The sequence below is a fragment of the Gemmatimonadota bacterium genome, from assembly GCA_026706845.1.
Lineage (GTDB): Bacteria > Latescibacterota > UBA2968 > UBA2968 > UBA2968 > VXRD01.
Genome location: JAPOXY010000157.1, coordinates 1 through 22,587 on the forward strand (window position 1 = coordinate 1; position 22,587 = coordinate 22,587).

The following is a 22,587-nucleotide window of genomic DNA, read 5'->3' on the forward strand; positions in this document are numbered from 1 at the left end:
GGTCGACATCCTGTATCTCGTCCCCGCGTGGTGGTGGCGTCGTTGTCGGCACACAGCGCCGTACGCTTGAATCTGCACACAAAACCCCCTGGCACATCGATGTTTTTCCCACTCCCGATGGCCCGGCGACAACCACGGCAAATGCGGCGGGATTATCGCTCAGCTTTTGCCGAATTCGTTCAACATCCTTTTCTTCTGATTTAATCATTCGCGATTTTTACTCAATATTTTGAACCTGTTCTTTGAGCTTTTCTATTTCTTCTTTGATATCCACGACTACATGGGCTATCGTCGCGTCACCCGCTTTGGATCCCATAGTATTGGCTTCCCTGAGCATTTCTTGTAGCAAAAAATTGAGACGCCGGCCAACTGCTTCTTTGCGGTTGAGCATCTCGAGAAACTGCGCGTTGTGGCTGTGAAAACGCACACATTCTTCTGTTATATCGCTGCGGTCAGCCAGGAGGGCAATTTCCATCAACAACCTGCTCTCGTCAATTTGTTCAGGTGTTAATAATTGCGCCAATTTTTCCTCTAATCTCGTCCGAACATTTTCTACACGCTCGGGTGCGAGGGCTTCGACGCGCTGGAGAAATTCGTCGAGTACTGAGATGCGCGTGCGGAGATCACAGGCGAGTTTTTCACCTTCTGCGAGGCACATGGCCCGACAGGCGTCAATGGCTTGACTGAGTGCAGCAGATACCTCTTTCCAGAAGGCTTCAGAATCGAGTTCGGGAACTTCAAATGCGAATAGTTGAGGCAATTGGGCAATTTGCATTAAGTCGATATCGCCCGATATATCTGAACGAATTTCCTCAATTCCCTTGAGATATGCGGCCAGTACTTCGGGTTTGAGTACGGGAAGGCCCTGCTCTGATGTAGCACCCTGTAAGGTGATACTCACATCGAGTCGCCCTCTTGTAAAGACCGATAAAACCCGTTCTTTGATGCGAGGCTCAAGCTCAGACAAAGAACGGGGCATGCGTACCATCACATCGCCATAGCGTCCATTGACCGACCGAATTTCAACAATAACGCGGACCACTTCCCCCTCTGCAACACCCTTTCCAAAACCGGTCATGCTGGCGATCATACCCGCTCCCACTGCTGGCAAATGCCGTAAAAAATGTCTGAGATAATAGCCAAAAAAGATAGTCAATTTACATATTATTGTCAATTAAACTGGATAGAACTACAGATTTGAGGTTGTCAATCGCATTTCCTCACATCTCGCAATTGGGGTTATCTAATGGTGCGTTTCTATAATCCGGTCTTAGATTGACTTGAACAGGGCAAGGCGGTATATTCTTATGCTTTATAGCTTTCATTGCACTACTGCGCTAGTGTGACAATCAGACGCGCTTTTCATATACGGCTTCCCGAACTTTTTAGAACACAAAAACATGAATCTTCAGAATATTCGAAATTTTTCTATTATCGCGCATATTGATCACGGAAAATCGACCCTGGCCGATCGGTTGCTCGAACAGACGCAAACCCTGAGCAAATTTCAGATGCAAGATCAGGTGCTCGATAGCATGGACCTCGAGCGCGAGCGGGGTATTACCATCAAATCGCACGCTATTCGCATGGATTATACGGCGCCAGATGGTCAGATCTACGAACTCAATCTCATCGATACGCCGGGTCATGTCGATTTCTCTTATGAGGTCTCGCGCAGCCTTACCGCATGTGAAGGGGCGTTGCTCCTCGTTGATGCGGCGCAAGGAGTAGAAGCCCAAACCGTTAGCAATGTTCTCCTCGCCCTGGAGCACGACCTGTTCATCATTCCCGTGATCAACAAAATTGATCTGCCCGGGGCGGAGGTTGATCGCGTGGTCATGCAACTCCACGACTTGCTCGGTGTCGAAGAAGAAGAAATTGTCAAAATTAGCGCTAAAGAGGGCATTGGGATCGATAAACTTCTAACTGCCATCATCGATGAGATACCGCCCCCTGAAGGGAATCCGGATGCACCGCTTAAGGCTCTCATCTTCGATTCCATTTTCGATCAATATCGCGGTGTCGTGGCTTATGTGCGCGTTTTTGATGGTGTTTTGAAAAAAAACATGCCCATCCGCCTCTTTTCGACCCACCAAAATTACGACGCCGAAGAAATTGGTACTCTCAAACTCAAACGCATCAAACAACAAAACCTCAGTGCGGGCGAAGTCGGGTATCTCATCGCGGGTATCAAAGATCTTGAAGACGCTCGGGTCGGCGATACCGTTACCGGCTCTGCGAATCCCGCCCATCATCCCTTACCCGGCTACCAGGAAGTCAAACCCATGGTCTTTGCCGGACTTTATCCCGTATCATCAGATGACTTTGAAAATCTTCGCTCTGCGCTCGAAAAACTGCACCTTAACGATGCGTCATTGTCCTATGAACCCGAAACTTCGACAGCACTGGGTTTCGGGTTCCGATGTGGTTTTCTCGGTCTGCTCCACATGGAAATTGTCCAGGAGCGACTGGACCGCGAATTTGACATAGACATCATCACTACTGTGCCCAATGTCGAATATCGCGTGCGTCTGACGAGTGGCGAGCAAATCGATGTGCAAAATCCCGCTGAGATGCCCCCGGCGGGAAATATAGAAGATATTGCCGAGCCCATACTCGATGCCCAAATCCTGGTGCCCTCTGAATATGTGGGCAATATTATGCGTATTGCACAAGACCGTCGGGGACATTACCGGACGACCGAATATATCGATCCTACCCGCGCCCTCTTGCGCTACGACCTGCCGTTATCCGAAATTGTACTCGATTTCTACGATCGCCTCAAATCGGTCTCGCGCGGTTATGCATCGTTTGACTACGAATACAAAAAACACCAGGCAGCGGATCTGGTCAAACTCGACCTGCTCATCAATGGCGAACCTTTAGACGCTCTCTCTGCAATTGTTCACCGCGACAAAGCCCATGTATGGGGGCGCGCGTTGTGTCAAAAACTCAAGGCACTGATCCCGCGACAACTCTTTGAAGTCATTATTCAAGCGGCAATCGGTGCCAAAGTGATCTCGCGCGAAACCGTACGTCCCTTCCGAAAGAATGTTACTGCCAAATGTTATGGCGGCGATATTACCCGCAAGCGCAAACTCCTCGAGCGTCAAAAGGAGGGTAAAAAGCGCATGAAACAAGTCGGCGCAGTAGAAATTCCTCAAGAAGCGTTTCTCGCTGTCTTGCAGATGGAAATGTGAGGGGAAAATGCCCCCCCAAAAATCCGTGACTATCGAATATATCAAAGCCATCTTACTCGCGTTTGCACTCGCGCTTTTTATTCGCATATTTGTCGTGCAGGCATTTCGCATTCCTTCGGGATCGATGGAAAATACTTTGCTGGTCGGAGATTTTTTGCTGGCGAATAAATTTATTTATGGCGCTCGCATTCCTTTTACCGATACTCGCCTGCCTGCGTGGCGCTCGCCATCTCCCGGTGATATTGTCATTTTTCAGTATCCCAGAGATCCATCTCGCGACTTTATCAAACGCATTGTTGCAGGTCCTGGGCAGAAAGTTGAAATCAAAGATAAAATTCTTTATGTTGACGACAAGCGCGCGATTGATCCGTCCAAAGCCAAATATATCGATTCTGTTATTCTCAAACGGAGATCGGTAGCCAATACGCGGGATAACTACGGGCCTAAAATTGTGCCCGAAGACTGTTATTTCGTGATGGGCGACAACCGCGACAGCAGTGAAGACAGCCGATACTGGGGCTTTCTCAAGGGCGACCTCATTCGAGGGAAAGCATTTATTCTCTACTGGTCCTGGATGCCAGATGATCGCGTTCCCGCATATAGCAACATAACTTCTCTGCTCAGTATTGCGTTCTATAATCTGTTCCATTTCCCAGAGCGCGTGCGCTGGCAGCGCATTGGTATGCTCGTGGAGTGAAACGTCATGCACCTGGGGCTTTACATTCATATCCCATTTTGTCACTCGCGCTGCCCGTATTGCGATTTTGCATTTGTTGTGGGCAAGAATCACATGGCCAAACGCTATACGGATGCGGTGATTGTCGAAATGCAAAATCGCATGCAATCCCTCAGAACGACGCCCGTGTTCAATACGCTATACTTCGGGGGAGGCACGCCCTCGGCAATACCGCCTGGACAATTGAATCGAATCTTTAAAAAAGCGAAAAGTGCGATCTCTTCCGATGCAGAGATTACGGCAGAGGCCAATCCAAATGATCACAAGCACTTTGAAAAATTATATGAATATGGTGTAAACCGCTTGAGTCTGGGCGTGCAGGCATTTACAGATCGCGCACTCAAAGCACTCGGTCGATTTCACACAGCGTCAGATGCGATGGGTGCGTTTCAAGCCGCCCGCGATGTGGGATTTAAGAACATAAGTATCGACCTTATGTACGGCGCGCCAGGACAGACGCCTGAAGAATGGATAAAGAGTCTTCAGAGGGCTATTGAACTGTGTCCTGAGCATATCTCGGTGTATGGCCTCACGATTGAACCTCAGACCAATTTTGCGCGCCGCTTTCAAAAGGGGCAATTGGATGTACCGCCTGAGACCGATCAGGCCGAGATGTATATGTATGCTATTGACCAACTCGAGGCTGCTGGGTACACACATTACGAGATTTCCAATTTTGCCCGACCGGGATTTGCGTCGCGTCACAATCTCAACTACTGGCATGATCGATCCTATTTGGGCGTTGGTTTATCTGCACATTCATATCTCGACAATCGCCGATCCTGGAATGTGCGCGCCCTTACAACCTATATGCAGCGCATTGAAGCCACCGGATATGAAGTGGAAAGAGAAGAACGACTCACACCGACGCAGCACCTGCTGGAGCGCGTTATGCTTGGATTGCGCCAACGCAAGGGGCTTTGCGCAGATTTTTTGAGCCATCCAAAAATCCACAAACAGTACACCGCGATGGTAAATCAGCATTTGCTGGAACAAATTGATAACCGCATTCGCCTGACGCGACAGGGACTCCTGCTCGCCGACCTGGTATGCACCGAACTCGTTAGAGAACTATAGATGGAATTTCGCATCCGTCTGCCCGGTTCCACGGCCAATCTCGGTCCCGGTTATGATGCTCTGGGCATGGCGCTGTCTATTTACAATTATGTCGCGGTAAAAACCCGTTCCCAACCGGGCGTGTCGTTTAGCATTGAGGGTGAAGGTACGGATATTTTGTCTGCCGATGAGGAGAATCTCTTCTATCACGCCGCGCAATTTGCCGCCCAACGCGCGGGGAAAACGCTGCCCGGGATCGATATCCACATGCACAATACCGTGCCCCTTGCCCGGGGATTGGGCAGTAGTTCAACCGCTATTGTCGGTGGTGTTGTTGCAGCCAATCACCTCTTATGTGAACCCTTTTCACAGATGGAGATGCTCGATATTGCCACCGCTATTGAAGGCCATCCCGACAATGTCTCGCCCTGCTTGCTCGGTGGTCTCACTGCTTCTACTATGAATGACAATCGCGTTGCATGCGTGCGCGCTCTGCCCCCGGAAGAATTGCGCGCCGTGGTCGCCATTCCCGAATTTGAACTCAAAACCGAAGATGCTCGCAATGTCTTGCCCAATACCGTTTCTCACAGTGATGCCGTTTTCAGTACAGGCCGAGCGTGCATTGTTACAGCAGCGCTGATCACGGGAAATTTTGAGCATCTCGCCGTTGGCATGCAAGACCGATTGCATCATCCCTATCGGGCAAAACTCATTCCAGGCTTTGATCAGATACTCTCAGCAGCGGTCAAAGCAGGGGCATGGGGTGCGGCGCTTTCGGGTGCGGGGCCAACCCTCGTCGCGCTTACAACCCAAAATGCCGAAGCTATTGGACAGGCTATGATTGGTGTTTGGGCGACAAAAAACATACGAGCGCGTTGTCAGGTCCTCAAAGTTGATCCATCGGGAGCTACCGTCACATGATTATTTCTATGGCATATCCGGGGCACTATATGCGGTTTTTTTATTTTGCGCTCGTGGGCTTGCTCATTTTTGACTTTGCGTTTTACCCTTTCGCTGCACACGCGCAATCTCGCCGCCGCGACTCGCGTCAAACTGAAGAAAAACCAGAACGGCGAGAATCCACCAGACCGTTTGCCGCGCCTTCTGTCGAAAAAACAGAGCAAGAGGCTACGCCACTGGTTGAAATCAAAAGCATTGGCAAGGCGGCCTATGATGCGGTTATTCGCTCGGGCCGCTATATTGTCGGGCCGGGCGATGTTTTTGCCGTGGTTGTAAATAGAGATGAAGAAATCGAAACCTTTGAAGTGCCTGTCGGCGCGAGTGGCAGTTTGCTTTTACCTTTTATTGATCCTGTTTCTGTCGCGTTTTTATCGCTTGCAGAAGCTGACCGCGCCATCCAATCGGCGATCAAAAAACGCTTTCGTCAACTCGATATCTCCATCAGCCTCGCGCAACTCCGCACATTTCCCATCAACGTGGTTGGCGAAGTGCATATACCCGGTACTGTTGCGGTCAATGGCGTAGAACAGGCATCGCAACTCATTCTCAAGGCCGGAGGCCTTATTGACGATCCGGACCGCAGAGGCTCCAGCCGCAATATCCAGATTATGCGTCTTGACGAAAATGGAAAGTGGTACAATACGGGACGCCGGGTTGATCTCGAGCTGTGGAACCGCACGGGCGACGAGCAATACAATCCCTTTATGCTCGATGGGGAACAAATCGTGGTGCCTGCCGCCAAAAGCGATTCTATCTATGTCACAGGGGCGATACAACGGCCCGGTAGTTATGAATTTGCGCCCGGTGATCGCGTGTCTGACCTCATTGTTCTTGGAAATGGTTTGCGCGCCCATTCCCCTCCAAAGCGCGCCCGCCTTTTGCGCCTGTCGAATGATGGCGGTTGGACGCCTATAGATATTGACCTCCCGCGCGCGCTTGCAGGTGATCCCGAGGCCAACATCCCCGTGCAAATAGGTGATAAACTCTATGTTATTGGCGATACAAAGTGGGTTTATGTCGAAGGCGAAGTAAAATTTCCCGGTCCTTTTCCCCTGAAGGAGGGGCTTCGCCTCAAAGAATTATTACAACAGGCTGAACTTACACCCGAAGCGTCTGTGGTTCAGGCGTCCCTTATTCGCAAAGTCAATTATGAAGAGACCGCAACAGAAGACGATCCCGCACTTGACCGATTGCTCGGCATTCCCCGCACACAGCGCACCGATGCCGAAGAAGCTCTTATTACCCTCAAAACCCAGCAGCTTTCGGGGCGTTTGCCCATTGATTTTGTAGCGCTCATGGCCAGCGACGAGCGGCACAATATTCTCCTGCAAGATGGCGATGTCGTCCGCATTCCGCGATTTGTGCCTTCTGTGCGCGTGACAGGTGCGGTCGTTGCGCCTGCGAATATTCCTTATGACGCGACACTTACGGTTGGCGGTTATATCGATCTCGCTGGCGGTTTTAACACACGCGCAAAACGGAGAGATATTATCATTGTTGAGGGCAATACGGGCAATGCTATAGACGTCACAGTAGAATCGCTCGTGCGTCCCGGCGATGCGATTTTTGTTCCCCCACGAGAGACCGTGCCCGGGCAGGGCTATCGGATTTTGAGAGAAGCTATTGCTATGGTGGGTGCTGTTGCATCGATTGTTCTGACCATCGTGGTGATCGAACGCGAACGCGGGCAGGGACAGGGGCAGTGACTATGGAATCTGAACGCAATCTCCTCGATTATATTTACGTTCTCGTGCGCTGGCGGCGCATGATTCTCACGTGCTTTTTTGCCGTCACGCTGGTGACAGCGGGCATTTCGCTCGTGTTGCCAAAAGCCTACCGTGCGTATGCGACAGTTTATCCCCCGCAAGATACCGGCGGTAGTCTCGGGGGGCTATCCACCCTTTTGCAGGAACTGCCTCTCAATTTGATGGGACTGGGTGGTGAGGCTGTATCTGCCACAGAGTTTGTTCCAGTCGTTGAAAGCGAAAGCGTGCGCCTATCTGTTGCCAAGCGCTTTGATCTCGCCGCGCGCTATGGTGCCAGCCATCAAAGTGAATTGCTCGATATGATATCCAATCGCCTGGAAGTCGGGCTCTCGCGCGAGCAATTTCTCACGATTTCCTACGAAGCCGATTCCCCAGAACTGGCGGCCGAATTGACCAATGCTTTTGTTGAAGAACTCAAAAACGCGCTTGAACGACGCAATCAAAACAAAACGCGCACCTATCTGGCTTATCTCGAAGAGCGGCTCAAAGAAGCCGAACAGGACATGCTCGAAGCCGAACGGCGCTATCGAGATTTTCAGAACAAGCACATGGTATTAGATGTTGAAACCCAGATCAAAACACAGTTGGAAACCGCTTCCACTCTCATCGGCTCGCTGGCAGAACTGATTATCAAGCGCGATGTCCAATCAAAACTGATGACCTCGGACAATCCTGAATTGAAAAGACTCGATATAGAAATCCAGACCACGCGCCAGGTGCTCGACGATATGCTTATGGGGCAAGTCCCCGATAGCCTGCGCAGCAGCGATTCGGGCGGGCAATTGCCCGAAATTTTTAAGCCTTTTCGACAATTGCCCGAATTGGGCCTGGCCGCGCTGCCACTCATCCGCGATATTCAAATACAGAACGCCATCTATCAGTTTGTCAAACAAGAGTACGAAAAAACGCGATTTGAAAATGAAAAAGGCACGCAGGTGGTCACAGTTCTGGATTATGCGCGACCTCCTGATACGCGCAGCTATCCGCGCCGCAGTCTCATGGTTGCTATTGCGGGGGGGCTTAGTCTGATATTGAGTTGCTTGTTTGCCTTTGTATTTGAAGCTCTGAGAAGTTTGACTCCGGAGAATCGGGCCAAGCTCGATGCCATATCAGATGAATTGTGAGTAAGCGAGGTATTTCCATGTCTGAAAACCTGGATACAATTCTCACCACCACAGTTGGGTCTTATCCGCTGCCCGACTGGCTCGTGGCAGCGCCGAGTGAAACCGCTGTTGTAGATGCCACGCGCGTTATCTTCGATACGCAGCGCCAGGCTGGGATTGATCTGCCTACCGATGGCGAACTCTACCGATTTGACATCAACCATCCCGAGACCAATGGTATGATCGAATATTTTGTGCGTCCTATGGGCGGTACGCGCGCTGATTTTGGGCGTACTGAGGTTGAGGCGTTTCGCCAACGACAGTCCATGGACTTTCGCGCCAAACCCGCTGCTGTTGTCGATGACGCGCTCTCAGAGGGTTCGCTCGACCTGTTATCCGACTGTTTGCGCGCAGCAGCCGTCGCAGGTGGTCCCTTCAAATTTACACTTACCAGTCCCTATATGCTTGCCCGCACCTTGCTCGACAACTACTACGGCGATTTTGAAGCCCTGCTCATGGGGGTGGCCGATGTGCTGGCCGATCAGGTGCGCGGCCTGCCATGCGCCTGTGTTCAGGTGGATGAAGCCAATATCCCGGGCAATCCCGAGGACGGGCCTATCGCTGCGAAGGCGATTAATAGGGTACTCGACGCGGTCGATCCCGATACTGAAAGAGCTGTTCACTTTTGTTTTGGAAATTACGGTGGGCAGACTATCCAACGCGGCACCTGGCGCGCACTTATCGATTTTCTCAATAACTTGCATACCGATCACCTCGTGCTCGAACTGGCCCATCGCCCGGATGATGATCTGGTTGCTCTGAAAGAAATTGATCCGCGCATCAAGCTCGGCATTGGCGTGGTTGACATCAAAATCAATCATTTTGAAACCGCGGAACAGATTGCCCGACGCCTCGACCGGGCTGAAAAAGAACTCGGCCCGGGGCGCATCGCATTTATTCATCCCGATTGCGGGTTCTGGATGCTCAAACGCTCGGTGGCAGATCTCAAGATCGCAGCCCTCGCGCAAGGCAGAAATCTCTATTTGGGAAGGGTGAAGTGAGAAGGGTGAGGCGTGTGAAGATAAACAGTGGTATCCCGTCCTATAATCCTACCATGCGATATATTTATATATTTTTTTTTAGTATTCTGATCTCGGAAGCAGGTGTTTTCGCTCAGACAAGAGGTGCGATTATCACCATTGCTGGTGGTGGTTCAGAAGATGGCGATAATGGGCTGGCAACGGATGTTGCGCTCAATCGCCCGCTCGGAATTGCGCTCGATACACAGGGCAATCTCTATATCGCGGATACGGATAATCACCGCATTCGACGGGTGGATGCGATAACGGGTATTATTACTACGGTCGCGGGTACTGGGAAACCGGGATTCTCGGGTGATGGCGGGCCGGCGACAAGTGCGTTGCTCAATACCCCCAATGCTATTGCGGTCGATAGCGCGGGCAATATTTATGTCAGCAGCGGTGGCGCGAGTGAAAGTGACGTTCGCAATCGACGCATTCGTCGCATTGATGCTTCCGGTATCATCACTACGGTCGCGGGTACAGGTGAAGGTGGTTTCAATGATCAGGTGGTGCCCGCACTACAAGCCACGTTCCACGAAATTGTCGCGCTGACGATGTTGGGCGACATAGCTCTTTTGATTTCCGATAGCCTTGATGAGAATGGACAGGGTAATAATCGCGTGCGGCAATTCGATCTGGCGAATAATACCATAGGTACAATCGCAGGCAATGGTAGTGCTCAGGCGTCGAATATTCAGGATCGCGGACTGGCAACTCGGGCGGGTTTAACCCCTGGACAATTAGCTGTGACAGGTCAGGGCGATCTCTTGATTGCCGATTTTACCAATGGACGCATTCGGCGCGTCAGCAGGGCCATGCAAGACACTACAGTCGTTGCCTTGATCAACACCATCGCCGGGCGGGAAGCGACTTCTGCAGAAGACCTATCAGAAGATCTCTATAAGGGCGATGGTGGGCCAGCAACAAGGGCTTTATTTTTTTTTCCTCTGGGCGTTGCTGTCGATGAATCCGGCAATATCTATATCGGCGATACGGGCAATAATCGCATTCGCGTGGTCGAAGCGAAAACGGGCAATGTGTTGACTATCGCGGGAACGGGTATTGTGGGCGCAGGGGCTGAAGGGACACTCGGTCTTCTATCTGATCTGGGGCAGCCCACGCACTTGCTGATTGATGGCAATGGGGATCTCATTTTTATTGATGCTTTCAACAATCGCATCCGCAAACTGCGCGATCCCGCGTTCCGAATGCCTCTTTTTAACGCCATTTCCACAGATATCGACTTTGGCCGAGTTAGCGTTGGCGATCCCGCTGTGAGTAGTTTGAGTGTCGAAAACCGAGGCAATTTGTCCGTTAGCGTTGAAACAGCTATTTCCGATAACCCCGGGTTTCGCGTTTTGTCGGAATTGCCCCTTGAAGTCGGTGTTGCACAAATCGCTGAAATTGAAATCGCGTTTGATCCTGTACAAACAGGGATAGCAGAAGGTGTTATCACGATCACTACCAATGACCCGCGCACACCTTCTGCCGCGGTCAATGTGCAGGGTTGGGGAGAGGCCGCCAATATCGGACTTTTTCCATCCGATGTTTTAATTTTTGATCGCACCTCCATCGGACAATCTCAAACATCGTCGGTACGCATTTCTAACCTCGGTGTTGGCGTGCTGGTCGTTTCCAATGCCACTGTGACCGACTCGCAATTTGTTGTCGATCAATCCGATGTTCTCCGCATTGAATCCGGACAAAGCCAGCGACTTCCCATTATCTTCCGCCCACAGTCCGAAGATCTCCAACAAGCCGTGCTGACCATTTTTAGCAATGCGCCAGGAACACCTGCTGTTAGACTTCAATTACAAGGCATTGGGCAACGTGCCCAGCCAGGCGGATTTGTCGATGTGTCACCCCACATGGGTTTGGGAGATTCGGGGGCGGGGTTTGGCGCAGCCTGGGCAGATTTTGACAGCGATAATGATCTCGACCTCTACCTCGTGCGCAGCAGAGAACCCAATCGCTTATATCGCAACGATGGTGCGGGATTCACAGATATTGGGCCAGCACTGGGTATCGACGATTCTGGCGATGGCAGCGCGGGTATATGGGGAGATGTGGATGGCGATGGAGATCTCGATCTTTACGTTACCAACTTTGGCGAATCCAATCGCTTATATCGCAATGACGGTGCGAGATTCACAGATATTGCCGCCACTTTTGGGGTTGATGACTCTGGAGATGGGTATGGCGCGGCCTGGGCAGATTACGACCGCGATGGGGATCTCGACCTCTATGTTGCCAATTTTGGCGCAAACCGCTTTTACCAGAACAATGGTAATGGTTTTTCCGAGCGTGCCGATAGCCTGGGTATAGGTGATATAGAGAGTGGGATTCAACCTGCCTGGGGCGATTTCGACAATGATGGGGATCCCGATTTGTTTTTGGCGAATAGCGGACCCAACCGCCTTTTTCGCAATGATGGCGAGCAATTCACATCCGTAGAAAATATTTTTAGCCCGGTTGATACCGGGCCGAGTTTTGGCGCAACCTGGGGCGATTTCGACAATGATGGGGACCTGGATCTGTTTATCCCTTATTTTGGCGCAGATAATAGATTCTATACAAACGAAGGCAATGGCGTGTTCAGAGATCGCGCACCGGAAATGATGCTCAATCACGATGGACGAGGTAGAGGCGCGGTATGGGGAGATTTTGACAGCGATGGTTTTCTCGATCTGTATGTGACCAGTAGCGATCAGCCCAATTTGTATTACAAAAATGAGGACGGGCGTTTTGTAGAGATGTCCGATTCTTTGGGCGTTGCCCTGAATGCCAATAGCCGCGGTGTTGCCCTTGCCGATTACGACAACGACGGAAAACTCGATTTGTATGTCGCAGTGCAGGATGGTCCAGATGCTCTTTTTCGCAATCGCGAGGCTGATGGCAACTGGATCGCATTTCGGCTTCGTGGCACAGATAGCAGCACCGATGCGATTGGCACGCGCCTCAAAATTGAGTTCAAAGACGGGGATGGCAATAATCGACACGCCATTCGAGAAATTACAGGTGGTGCTTCCTTTTTATCGCAGGACGCGCTTTTGCCCGCATTTGGCGTGGGCAAAGCCGAAAACATTGAAGTGCTCTCCTTGCGCTGGCCCAGTGGTATTGTGCAGCAATTTCGCAGTGATACCGACAATTTATCGGTCAATCGCGTTATAGATATCATCGAACAACCGCCCCTGCCCCCTGCTCGCGTTCTCTTATCTGCAGACGCCACCAATCTGCTGGCGAATGGTATCTCCGAAATTGAACTCACCGCACAGATCGCCGCGATGGACAACAGACCTTTGCCCTCCAGCGACCGGGCGGTTAAATTCCGCATAGAGAGCGGTAGTGGTCTCATCATTTCTTCTCAGAGGTCGGAACCCGCGGGTGGAGATTCCGTCGCGGTGCGCGATGGCGTGGCGTATGCGCGTTTTCGAGCGGGGCGAAATTATGGCCGCGTTGCCATTGTTGCTGAAAGTGCGGGCCTGGAATCCGGGTGGGTTGAGATAGAACTCCTCAAACCTTTTGGAGAAGATGCTCTGACCATTCGCACTGTCGCTGGTTCGGACAATGAAAGCGACGCATTTCAAGGCGATGGTGGCGCAGCTATTGAGGCACGCCTTCAGAGACCACAAGGTGTATTGGTTGATTCGTTGGGTAATATTTATATTGCGGATACAGAGAATCACCGCATTCGCCTCGTGAGTGTGGAAACAGGTGTCATCCAGACCATTTTGGGGATAGGAGGTGTGGGAGATATTGATACGCCTCGGGGTATGGTTTTTCGGAGCGATTTGTTTATCAGTCAGATGGGCGGTCACGTTGTGAGCAAGGTACAAAATGACGTGTTGTCCGCCTTTGCAGGAATGGGTATCGGTCAGTTTGGAGGCGATGGCGCGCGCGCTTTAGACGCTAATTTGAGAAGTCCTGCGGGTCTTGCAGTTGATCAGCGTGGCAATATCTATATCGCGGATACGGATAATCACCGCATTCGCAAAGTCGATTCCAATGGCATTATCACGACAGTTGTGGGCAGTGGAGATCCAGACCAGGGCGCATTTGGGGGCGATGGCGGCAGAGCAACACAGGCGCGCCTGAATCGCCCCAGCGCGATTGCCATTGAGTCGCAGGGCAATATTTATATCGCGGATACGGATAATCACCGCATTCGCAAAGTCGATTCCAATGGTATTATTACGACTATTGCGGGGATGGGACAGAAGGGATTTGCTGGCGATGGCGGTGAGGGCACGCAGGCGCAACTCAATTCTCCGAAGGGTATTGCTGTTGATACGCGAGGATATCTTTTTATTGCCGATACGAATAATCATCGCGTTCGCTTGCTCGATTTGAACAGTGGTCTGATACAAACTGTCGCAGGCACGGGAATGGGGCAACTCGATTTCGAAGAAGGTGGCGCCCTGTCTGTGAGTCTCAATGCCCCACACGGATTGGCTCTTAGTCCAACGGGTACCGTGTTAATTGCAGATGCGGCAAATCACAGAATTCGAGAATTGTCAGTTCTATTTGATATGGCTTTTGCATCGCCTTCTGTTCCACAGGCAAAATCCTTCGATTTTAATGCCGATGGCCGGTTCGATTTCAACGATTTTCGGATTTTTGTCAGTGCTTTTGACACTGCCGATACGCGCTTTGATCTCACTGCCGATGGTCGGGTTGATTTTGGCGATTTTCTGCACTTTGCCAGGGTTTATGAAGTGAGTAGTGAGAAGTGAGATGCCATGATCGCACTGCCAACTCTTCAAAATATCAATCAGGCTGCCGATAGCATTAAAAACGGCGGCCTGATTGCCTATCCGACCGAGACTGTGTATGGTCTGGGAACTGATCCCCATAACGCTGAGGCTATTCAGAAAATTTTTATTGCTAAAGGGCGTGCGGAGGACAAAGGGATTATTCTCTTGATTCGCGGTGCAAATGATCTTTCAACGCTTGTTCGCACTGTATCTCCCACAGCTCAAATACTTATTGAGGCATTTTGGCCGGGTCCGCTTACCCTTGTTTTTCGCGCCAATCGCGATCTTTCACCCGCCTTGCTCGGCGGACGCGATACAGTAGCGCTCCGCCATTCGAGTTCGCCCATTGCCACCGAATTGCTCACTGCACTCGGCGGTCCCCTCACGAGTACGAGTGCCAATCGCTCTGCCGAACCACCGGCGCGTTCAGCCTCCGAAGTGGAAAACGCGCTGGGAGAACATCTCGATCTCATTCTCGACGGTGGGCCTTCCGCCAGCACACGCCCTTCTACGCTTGTCGATGTTTCTACCGACCGCGCAATTCTTCTGCGCGAAGGTGCTATTTCTGTCCAAAAACTCAGGGCGCATATTCACTTATAAAAAATAAAAGGCGAGAAGAAAAATCTCCTCGCCTGATTGCCAACACGGGTAGCAATATTTGCTTAAAATGAAACATTGCTCATCACATAAGCCCAGTGCATATTCTCGTTCAATCTGCCCAGTGCTTTGATGGCATCTCGCGCCAGGGCAATTGTATAGCCAGTGACAAAGGTTACATTTTCGCTGTATTGATATGATAGTGTTAAATCGAGTTCATCTGCCAGATGGCCCGATTCCATATTGCCTTTTTGGGCGAGGAAGAACACATGTCCGTCCGCTGCCAAACGCAACTGCTCTTCCTCATCCAGCGGTACGGATACTTTTATCGCAAAGTCCTGAAGGCCGAGATTTTGAGTGTGGACGGGTATGTTGAGAAATAAATCGGCAAATCCGTAATATTTGTGATTGGTTGCAAATAGCGTGTCAAATGATTTCCATTTGCTGTCTTTCTCATTACCGTCGCCAGACAAATAATCATACCACAGGGTCAGGCTGCCATTGCCCAGTGTTGTGCCCAGCCTGCCACCAAACATAAATGCCGAGCCATTTGGCCCGCGCCGTTCGCCCGTTTGGAAAGAGCCTTCTGCGCGGTAGGTCCAGTTCGACTTTTCGCCGTAAATGCGTGCGCCGAGTGTCCATAGCCGCGTATTATCACTTCTATTGAAGCCTTTGGGGGATACGTGGTGGTAGATGCCGTAAAAATCCGCGGATGTGCTCGTTCCGGCCGCAGTAGCATACACAGCGGCCAGATAGGCATTGCCGTTTATATCTTTGGCTGTGGTATCGGATAGGCGAACGCCAACTCCTTGAACTGTGCCCCATTGGGGTTTGGCAGTTGCGATAACACCGTCGAATGCACGTCCTTGTTGTGCCCATTCGACTGCGCCGATTATCCGTTGCCCACCCAATCCTATCGCCTGTCGTCCAATGCGAAGGGATAGGACGGAGTTACCCATATCTTTGATATCCACATACGCCTGGTGAAAGTCGAAATTGTCGGCATTATAATCGGTGAAGGTGTTGCTTTCTTCGCCCCACAACCGCACATCTTGCAATTGGATAAACACATTCACATCCTGATCTAAATTCGCTGTGATATTTAGCCGAGCACGCATGGATGTGAATACGTCGTGCCCATTGCCAACGGGATCTCGAAATTCCGTACGAGGCCGAACTTGCCCTCCAAACTCGATATCTGTGGCTTCAACACCACTTGTTATAACGACAATTATCGCTATACCAACCAACCATCTCGACGGCATATTAGCCTCCTGGCTACAAATCTTTCAAATAGAGGTCACACCAAGTATAATATACTATAAAATTTTAGACAATATAAGCTATAAAAAAGCAATCCGTTTATCACAACAAATTTCCCTGAACGGGTTCTTCGGCAATTCCAGCTCGAATGCGCTGAGATAGGGTTGTGTGTCGCTCTGCAACCCGGTTGTTGCGAACAGCCATCCCCAGGGCTTGTTTTGTGCCTGCGAGCACGACCAGTTCCCGCGCCCGCGTGATGGCTGTGTACAACAGGTTGCGCTGTAACATCATATAGTGTTGCGTGGTCAAAGGCATGACTACAGCGCGAAATTCAGCGCCCTGGCTCTTGTGTACACTCAGGGCATAGGCCAGCACCAACTCATCCAATTCCGAAAACTCGTATTCTAAGACGCGATCCTGAAACCGCACGCGCAATATATCGTCCTCTATTCCCTGGACGCGCCCAATATCACCGTTAAAAACATCGCGGTCATAGTTATTTCGCACCTGCATTACTTTGTCGCCCACCCGAAACCGGATACCGCCCCGTATCATCTCCTGCCCTTTGGGATTCAACTCGTCTTGCAAGACCTGGTTGAGATTGTTCGCGCCGGTCTCTCCCCGATACATCGGCACGAGTACCTGGATATCTTCAATACTGTCCAGACGATATGTGCGCGGTAAGCGTGCAGCACACAATCCGCAAACCATCTCGACGACCTGATTGGGTTCCGAGACTTCGAGAAAGAAGAAATCCGCATCGCGATCATTTTGCACGTATGGCATTTCGCCTCGGTTGATCGCGTGGGCATTGGTAATGATGCGGCTCGTTTGTGCCTGCCGAAAGATCTCGTTGAGTTCCACGACTTCGACAGTGCCAGACGCAATGACATCCTTCAACACATTTCCCGCGCCAACCGATGGCAACTGATCGACATCGCCTACCAGGACCACCGAAGCGCTGATTGGAACAGCGCGCAATAGACTGTTCATCAGAACCGTATCGACCATGGATATTTCATCGACAATCAGAGCTTCAATCTCCAGAGGGTTCTCAAAATTTTTCTCAAATGCCATTTCAGACGGGCTAAATTTCAGCAATCTGTGGATGGTTTTTGCCTCGTGCCCGGTCGCTTCAGACATCCGCTTGGCCGCGCGTCCCGTTGGCGCTGCCAGGGCGATTTTTTTGTTTCGCGCCTCTAAAAGTGCGATCAGCCCTTTAATGGTCGTTGTTTTACCCGTTCCCGGGCCACCTGTCAATACCAGCAAATTGTGCGACAATGCCTTTTCCAATGCCAATTTTTGACGGGGGGCGAATGTTACCCCGTCGCGTTGTTCTATGGCTCTGATCTCCGCCGGGATATTGCCCAGTTCAATGCGTTGTACCTGGGATAATTGATAGCACCGCGTTGCCGCGCCCTGTTCGGCATAGTACAAATGCGGCAAATACACCCGCTTGTCATCTACCACAATTGATTCTTCGGAGAGTAATTGCGCCACGCACGGTGCGATTGCATCGACGGGTACATCGAGTGCTTCGGCACACGATTCAATGAGCGCGTCTTCGGGCAAGAAAACATGGCCTTCTTTGTCTGCGGCTTCGTTGAGTACATGCAAAAGACCGGCCTGGATGCGCCGGTCTGAATGCGCGGGTATGCCCATTTTTTGCGCGATGCGGTCTGCTGTCAAAAAGCCAATGCCCCAAACATCTACCGATAGGCGATAGGGATTTTCTTGAATCAATGCAACTGCTTCATGCCCGTACCGTTTCCATATTTTTACGGCGTATCCCGTGCCCACTTCGTGCGATTGCAAGAATAGCATTACATTGTGAATTTCGCGCTGGTCTTCCCAGGCTTTGATAATCCACTTTGCGCGTTTTGCTCCCAATCCCTCGACTTCGACTAATTGCTCGGGATCTCTTTCAATGACATCGAGCGCTTCTTTGCCAAAGTGATCCACAATCCGCTTTGCCGTGACTGGCCCGATGCCTTTGATCAATCCCGAACCCAAATACCGCCGCATTCCCTCTACTGTAGATGGATACACGGTCTGGTAGGATTCAATTTTGAACTGTGCGCCATATTGCTTATGGGTTGTCCATTCGCCTTCCAAAACCACGGTCTCGCCCGGGTTGATAGACAGCATTTCGCCGACAATTGTCGCCAGACGGTTGTTGTAGGCGGTCGATCCCTCTACCTGCAAACGGGCAACGGTGTATCCATTCTCTTCGTTTTGAAATGTAATGCGATCCACAATTCCGCGAAGCTGAGCCATATAGAACCTCGGCGAAGATGTTCTCCCATCACACAATCGGAGTGGTAGAGGAATTATACGACACTTGCCGCGGTTTTACAAGTTGCTCTCGATATGGCGTTCACGCTCACCATTTTTGCTGAGTCATTTACTCATCTCCCAAAGTATCCACGGGGTTAGATACAGCAACTCGTATGGCTTGATAACTCACAGTGCATAAAGCAATCATCAGCATAAGAGCGCCACTCAACAAAAAAACACCTATTCCAAAATCAATCCGATAAGCAAAATTCTCAAGCCAGCGTTGTGCGGCATAATAAGCGACAGGCCAGACAATCAGATTGGCGATGAGGATCAGTTTTACAAAATCCTTTGAAAGCAACAGAACAATATTCAATACTGTTGCGCCCAAAACTTTCCGAATACCGATCTCTTTGGTGCGCTGTTCAGCAGTATAAGTAGATAGGGCGAACAAACCGAGGCAAGCAATAAAAATGGCCAGGATAGTAAAAGCCTGAAGTACCTGTCCAAGACGCACTTCCTTTTGATACATCGTATTCAGTTGGTCGTCCATGAACCAGAACGTGAAAGGTCGGTTGGGGACAAAATGCTGCCAGGTCTTATCCAGGAATTCAATTGTTTCTAAAATATTTTTTGACTGAATTTTGAGTGCGAGATAAGAATAAAAACCCGTTCGCATATAAATGCCCATAGGACCAATTTTTTCTCGCAAGGATTGATGATGATAATTTTTAATTACCCCAATTACACGCCCTTTGCGAGGCAAAAACACGACTTCTATTTGTTTGCCAAGCGATTTCTTCCAGCCCAAATATTTCACTGCTGACTCGTTGAGAAGAATTGCTTCGGTAAAATCGCTGCTCATTTCCGTAGAGAAGTTACGACCAGAAAGAAGTTCGATTTCAAATGTGTCGAGATAATCCTCATCGGCCTGCTGAAACGCCATGTGAATTTCCCGATCTTGAATGCCATCTGCACGAATTAAACGCAGACGGTTGGTGCCCATACCAAAAGGAAAATTATAAGCGGTCGCCTTGAGCACGTTGGGGTGTTCCAAAAAGGCTTGTTTGACCACGTTGTAACGCGAAGCCAAACGCTCATTGGGGTTTGTCCTGGCCCCCCGATGCGTAATGAAGATGGGCAAAACCACAATGTGTTCTTTGTTGAATCCCAGATTTTTTGTTTTTATATACACGAGTTGGCGCGATACCATTATTGTGGCAACAATCAGCAAAATGGAAATTGCAAACTGGACAACAACGAGGCTCTTACGCAATGATGTTTCTCGACCTCTCATCTTTCCGGTGCCTTTGAGTACCTCAATAGGATGAAATTTCGACAGAAACAGTGCGGGATAACTTCCCGACAAAAGACCGACAAACAGGGTGACCGCTATTAGCCCTAATAAGAGCGTCCAATCGTTGAGGATATTCAGATTCAGGTCGCGATTCAGAAAGGTGTTGAGAAAAGGAAGAGCGGCTTTGCCTATCATAACGGCCAGGGGCAGGGCAAAAAACGCGATGAGAATAGATTCGTTCAGAAATTGATGGATCAACTGCTGCCTATGTGCGCCCACAACCTTTCGCATGCCGACTTCTCGAGCGCGATTCGTTGAACGGGCTGTGGAAAGGCTCATGAAGTTGATGCACGCAATCGCCAACACGGCAACTCCCGCACAGGCAAACATGTAAACCTGTCGAATATCTCCCTGTATGCCAGGGCCCCGGTTGACAATCGCTTGTCGAATATTCTCTTCTGTTTCAATAGCATAATCGACATTTGAATAAAGATGTACACGATTCAGGGATTGCAAGTGATAGGTTGTGGTCGCGCGAACTTGAGGACCTATGTAGCGGTTGATCAAATCGGGCAGTTTGCGTTCCAAGTCGGCAGATTTTGCGTTTGGATGCAACAAGATATATGTGGCAAACATACGGTTTTGCACATCTTCCCATCTTGTCCATTTGTCTTGAATATAGGAGTCGCCAACAGTTGAATGTAGAAAGTCGATTTGCAAACTCGTATTGGTAGGCAAATCGCGCAAGACGCCCGTCACTTTGAATTCGCCATGCCAGAACCGCCCATCAACCGTGAGAATTTTACCCATGGGGTTTTCATCGCCGAAATATTTTCGAGCCATCTTCTCAGTCAAGACAATGGTATATGGCTCTTGAAGCGCGGTTTGAGGGTTGCCCTTTAGAAAGGGAATTTGAAAAATGTCAAAGAAAAACGCATCAACCAGATCGAACTTCTGCTGGAAAAATTTATCTTTGTACCTCAACATAATCTCGTGACGCCCCATGCGCGTCGCTCGCTGAACTTCTGGGAAATCGCGCATCAGCGCATCGGCCAGCGCGCCGGAGGTGTTTGCCTCGTAGTGTGTCTGGTCTGCACCGGTTGAACGCGTTTCCCGAATAACCCGATAAATGCGATCCGAATTCGGATAAAAGCGATCGTAACTCAATTCGTGCTGGACAAAACACAGCATTAGAATAAAGCTGGCCATGCCAATCGCCAATCCAGAGACGTTCATAAGCGTATAAATTTTGTGCTTGATCAGATTTCGAATGGCGGCGATTATGTAATTTTTTAACATACGGTTTTATCTTTTTCGCGCCAAAATCCGCAAACCTTGTGGCAATCCATCCAGCATGTTCTCGCGCCAATTTTCGGGATGCGCTGCTGGTTTTTCGAAAAAATCGACGAGAGCAAACTCCGTCTCAATCAACGCCATCACAAAATCGCTTACGGTCCAGTGGAAATTGAATTGCGTCGGTTTGCCCTTGCGTTCTTCAAGCGAAACATCCGAAACCAAAGCATACCCCTTACCTGTCTCAGGATTGTATAAATACTCTTTCGGTGTATGATCAAAATAATGATATTCCATGCGAATTTTATCTTCTGCGTCTTTCTCATCGTGAAAGTATTCACAATGATGCAGCACCTGCCGAATGGGATGTGTTTCGCCAATCATGAAAAAACCGCCGGGCTTCAAAATGCGATGGGCTTCACCATAATATGCTTTTAAGTTAGAAAGCCAGATTGCTACCACTCCGACGCTACATGAAAAATCATATACCCGTGTCTTGATCTCCGATGGCAAATCCGATATATCGCCCTGCACAAATCGAATATTCAACCCCAGAATATCGGCCCTTTCAGCGGCCACCTGCAGTTGCGCCTCTGAAATATCCACCGACGTCACTTCAGCACCCTGTTGCGCCAATCCAAACGCCGCATAATTATCCCCACTACCCAATACGCAGACCCGCTTACCACGCAAATTTCCAATATGCTTTCTCAATAAATATTTCTGTCTATCCTCAAAACCAAAAAGTGGATCTTCAGCGCACGTCCGCCACCTTGCCGCAACATCTCGCCGCGCTTTCCATCGCGATGCTGTCACTTGCCACTTTTGCCTGTTTTTTTCATGCATCGGGTTCATCGTGCTGTCTCCCGTCGCGACCTACATCGCTTTTAAGCGTTTGCACATTCAAATTATTTTATTGATGTAAAATCAATTTTTGGCCTCCAAAACGCGCATAGCGATTCCCTTTTCTTTATACAGGCCTTAAATTCGTGGAACACACAAACTATAAAATCCGTATATTATCTTACAGCCCGTAAGACCCACTCGCAGAGAGCTTTAGCGTTGGGAAGCAGACGCGAGTTAGCGAGCGTTGTTTTGCAAGGGCTTCCGAATCCCTGCTTTCGCAGGGACATGCTTATGGTGCGGTGCTTCCGTGTAAAATCATCACGGAACATGCTTAGCATGGTGGCACATTGCTCAAGG

15 protein-coding genes are annotated in these 22,587 nt (G+C 50.1%); 9 read left to right on the forward strand and 6 right to left on the reverse strand.

Annotated elements, in window-relative coordinates; translation table 11 throughout:
* A partial coding sequence (locus OXG87_14990; protein MCY3870852.1) for an NB-ARC domain-containing protein occupies positions 1 to 208 on the reverse strand: 208 nt, incomplete at its 3' end.
* 9 nt (positions 209 to 217) lie between these two features.
* Positions 218 to 1,090 carry a YicC family protein gene (locus OXG87_14995; protein MCY3870853.1) on the reverse strand — a complete coding sequence of 291 codons (873 nt, stop codon included), beginning with the start codon at positions 1,088 to 1,090 and terminating at the stop codon, positions 218 to 220.
* Positions 1,091 to 1,400: 310 nt separating this feature from the next.
* Here OXG87_14995 and lepA point away from each other — a divergent pair, with 310 nt between their 5' ends.
* From lepA to OXG87_15040, 9 genes are read left to right on the forward strand one after another with little or no spacing between them, the layout of a single operon-like run.
* Entirely contained in the window at positions 1,401 to 3,200 is a 1,800-nt protein-coding gene (gene lepA / locus OXG87_15000) for a translation elongation factor 4 (protein ID MCY3870854.1), read from the forward strand.
* A 7-nt stretch (positions 3,201 to 3,207) separates the two neighbouring features.
* Complete coding sequence (gene lepB / locus OXG87_15005) at positions 3,208 to 3,897, forward strand: signal peptidase I (protein ID MCY3870855.1); 690 nt, start codon at positions 3,208 to 3,210, stop codon at positions 3,895 to 3,897.
* Between the two features lie 6 nt (positions 3,898 to 3,903).
* A complete protein-coding gene (hemW, locus tag OXG87_15010; protein ID MCY3870856.1) occupies positions 3,904 to 5,013 on the forward strand; it encodes a radical SAM family heme chaperone HemW in 1,110 nt (369 codons plus the stop codon).
* Positions 5,014 to 5,913 carry a homoserine kinase gene (gene thrB, locus OXG87_15015; protein MCY3870857.1) on the forward strand — a complete coding sequence of 300 codons (900 nt, stop codon included), beginning with the start codon at positions 5,014 to 5,016 and terminating at the stop codon, positions 5,911 to 5,913.
* Positions 5,910 to 7,658, forward strand: coding sequence for an SLBB domain-containing protein (locus OXG87_15020; GenBank protein MCY3870858.1), 1,749 nt, complete (start codon positions 5,910 to 5,912; stop codon positions 7,656 to 7,658). Before thrB ends, OXG87_15020 begins: the two co-directional genes overlap by 4 nt.
* 2 nt (positions 7,659 to 7,660) lie before the next feature.
* Entirely contained in the window at positions 7,661 to 8,842 is a 1,182-nt protein-coding gene (locus OXG87_15025) for a Wzz/FepE/Etk N-terminal domain-containing protein (protein ID MCY3870859.1), read from the forward strand.
* A gap of 17 nt (positions 8,843 to 8,859) precedes the next feature.
* Positions 8,860 to 9,882 carry a cobalamin-independent methionine synthase II family protein gene (locus tag OXG87_15030; protein MCY3870860.1) on the forward strand — a complete coding sequence of 341 codons (1,023 nt, stop codon included), beginning with the start codon at positions 8,860 to 8,862 and terminating at the stop codon, positions 9,880 to 9,882.
* A 53-nt stretch (positions 9,883 to 9,935) separates the two neighbouring features.
* Positions 9,936 to 14,636: an FG-GAP-like repeat-containing protein gene (locus tag OXG87_15035; GenBank protein ID MCY3870861.1), complete on the forward strand. Its 4,701-nt coding sequence runs from the start codon at positions 9,936 to 9,938 to the stop codon at positions 14,634 to 14,636.
* A 6-nt stretch (positions 14,637 to 14,642) separates the two neighbouring features.
* A complete protein-coding gene (locus OXG87_15040) occupies positions 14,643 to 15,257 on the forward strand; it encodes an L-threonylcarbamoyladenylate synthase (GenBank protein ID MCY3870862.1) in 615 nt (204 codons plus the stop codon).
* A gap of 62 nt (positions 15,258 to 15,319) precedes the next feature.
* On the opposite strand, the gene OXG87_15045 is transcribed toward OXG87_15040, so the two are convergent.
* The 4 genes from OXG87_15045 to OXG87_15060 all read right to left on the reverse strand — a co-directional run bounded on the left by OXG87_15045 (position 15,320) and on the right by OXG87_15060 (position 22,239).
* The gene (locus OXG87_15045; GenBank protein MCY3870863.1) at positions 15,320 to 16,519 is read right to left on the reverse strand and encodes an alginate export family protein; all 1,200 of its coding nucleotides are present in this window, start codon (positions 16,517 to 16,519) and stop codon (positions 15,320 to 15,322) included.
* Between the two features lie 100 nt (positions 16,520 to 16,619).
* On the reverse strand, positions 16,620 to 18,794 hold the full coding sequence (locus OXG87_15050) for an ATP-dependent RecD-like DNA helicase (GenBank protein ID MCY3870864.1): 2,175 nt from the start codon (positions 18,792 to 18,794) through the stop codon (positions 16,620 to 16,622).
* A 127-nt stretch (positions 18,795 to 18,921) separates the two neighbouring features.
* Entirely contained in the window at positions 18,922 to 21,390 is a 2,469-nt protein-coding gene (locus OXG87_15055; GenBank protein ID MCY3870865.1) for an ABC transporter permease, read from the reverse strand.
* A 6-nt stretch (positions 21,391 to 21,396) separates the two neighbouring features.
* Positions 21,397 to 22,239, reverse strand: a complete 843-nt coding sequence (locus OXG87_15060) for a class I SAM-dependent methyltransferase (protein ID MCY3870866.1) — start codon at positions 22,237 to 22,239, stop codon at positions 21,397 to 21,399.
* Positions 22,240 to 22,587: the final 348 nt, after the last annotated feature.

Bases quoted from the DNA above. Each gene is read 5' to 3' on its own strand.
- OXG87_14995 (MCY3870853.1), bottom strand. From the start codon at position 1,090: ATGATCGCCAGCATGACCGGTTTTGGAAAGGGTGTTGCAGAGGGGGAA.
- lepA (MCY3870854.1), top strand. From the start codon at position 1,401: ATGAATCTTCAGAATATTCGAAATTTTTCTATTATCGCGCATATTGAT.
- lepB (MCY3870855.1), top strand. From the start codon at position 3,208: ATGCCCCCCCAAAAATCCGTGACTATCGAATATATCAAAGCCATCTTA.
- hemW (MCY3870856.1), top strand. From the start codon at position 3,904: ATGCACCTGGGGCTTTACATTCATATCCCATTTTGTCACTCGCGCTGC.
- thrB (MCY3870857.1), top strand. From the start codon at position 5,014: ATGGAATTTCGCATCCGTCTGCCCGGTTCCACGGCCAATCTCGGTCCC.
- OXG87_15020 (MCY3870858.1), top strand. From the start codon at position 5,910: ATGATTATTTCTATGGCATATCCGGGGCACTATATGCGGTTTTTTTAT.
- OXG87_15025 (MCY3870859.1), top strand. From the start codon at position 7,661: ATGGAATCTGAACGCAATCTCCTCGATTATATTTACGTTCTCGTGCGC.
- OXG87_15030 (MCY3870860.1), top strand. From the start codon at position 8,860: ATGTCTGAAAACCTGGATACAATTCTCACCACCACAGTTGGGTCTTAT.
- OXG87_15035 (MCY3870861.1), top strand. From the start codon at position 9,936: ATGCGATATATTTATATATTTTTTTTTAGTATTCTGATCTCGGAAGCA.
- OXG87_15040 (MCY3870862.1), top strand. From the start codon at position 14,643: ATGATCGCACTGCCAACTCTTCAAAATATCAATCAGGCTGCCGATAGC.
- OXG87_15045 (MCY3870863.1), bottom strand. From the start codon at position 16,519: ATGCCGTCGAGATGGTTGGTTGGTATAGCGATAATTGTCGTTATAACA.
- OXG87_15050 (MCY3870864.1), bottom strand. From the start codon at position 18,794: ATGGCTCAGCTTCGCGGAATTGTGGATCGCATTACATTTCAAAACGAA.
- OXG87_15055 (MCY3870865.1), bottom strand. From the start codon at position 21,390: ATGTTAAAAAATTACATAATCGCCGCCATTCGAAATCTGATCAAGCAC.
- OXG87_15060 (MCY3870866.1), bottom strand. From the start codon at position 22,239: ATGAACCCGATGCATGAAAAAAACAGGCAAAAGTGGCAAGTGACAGCA.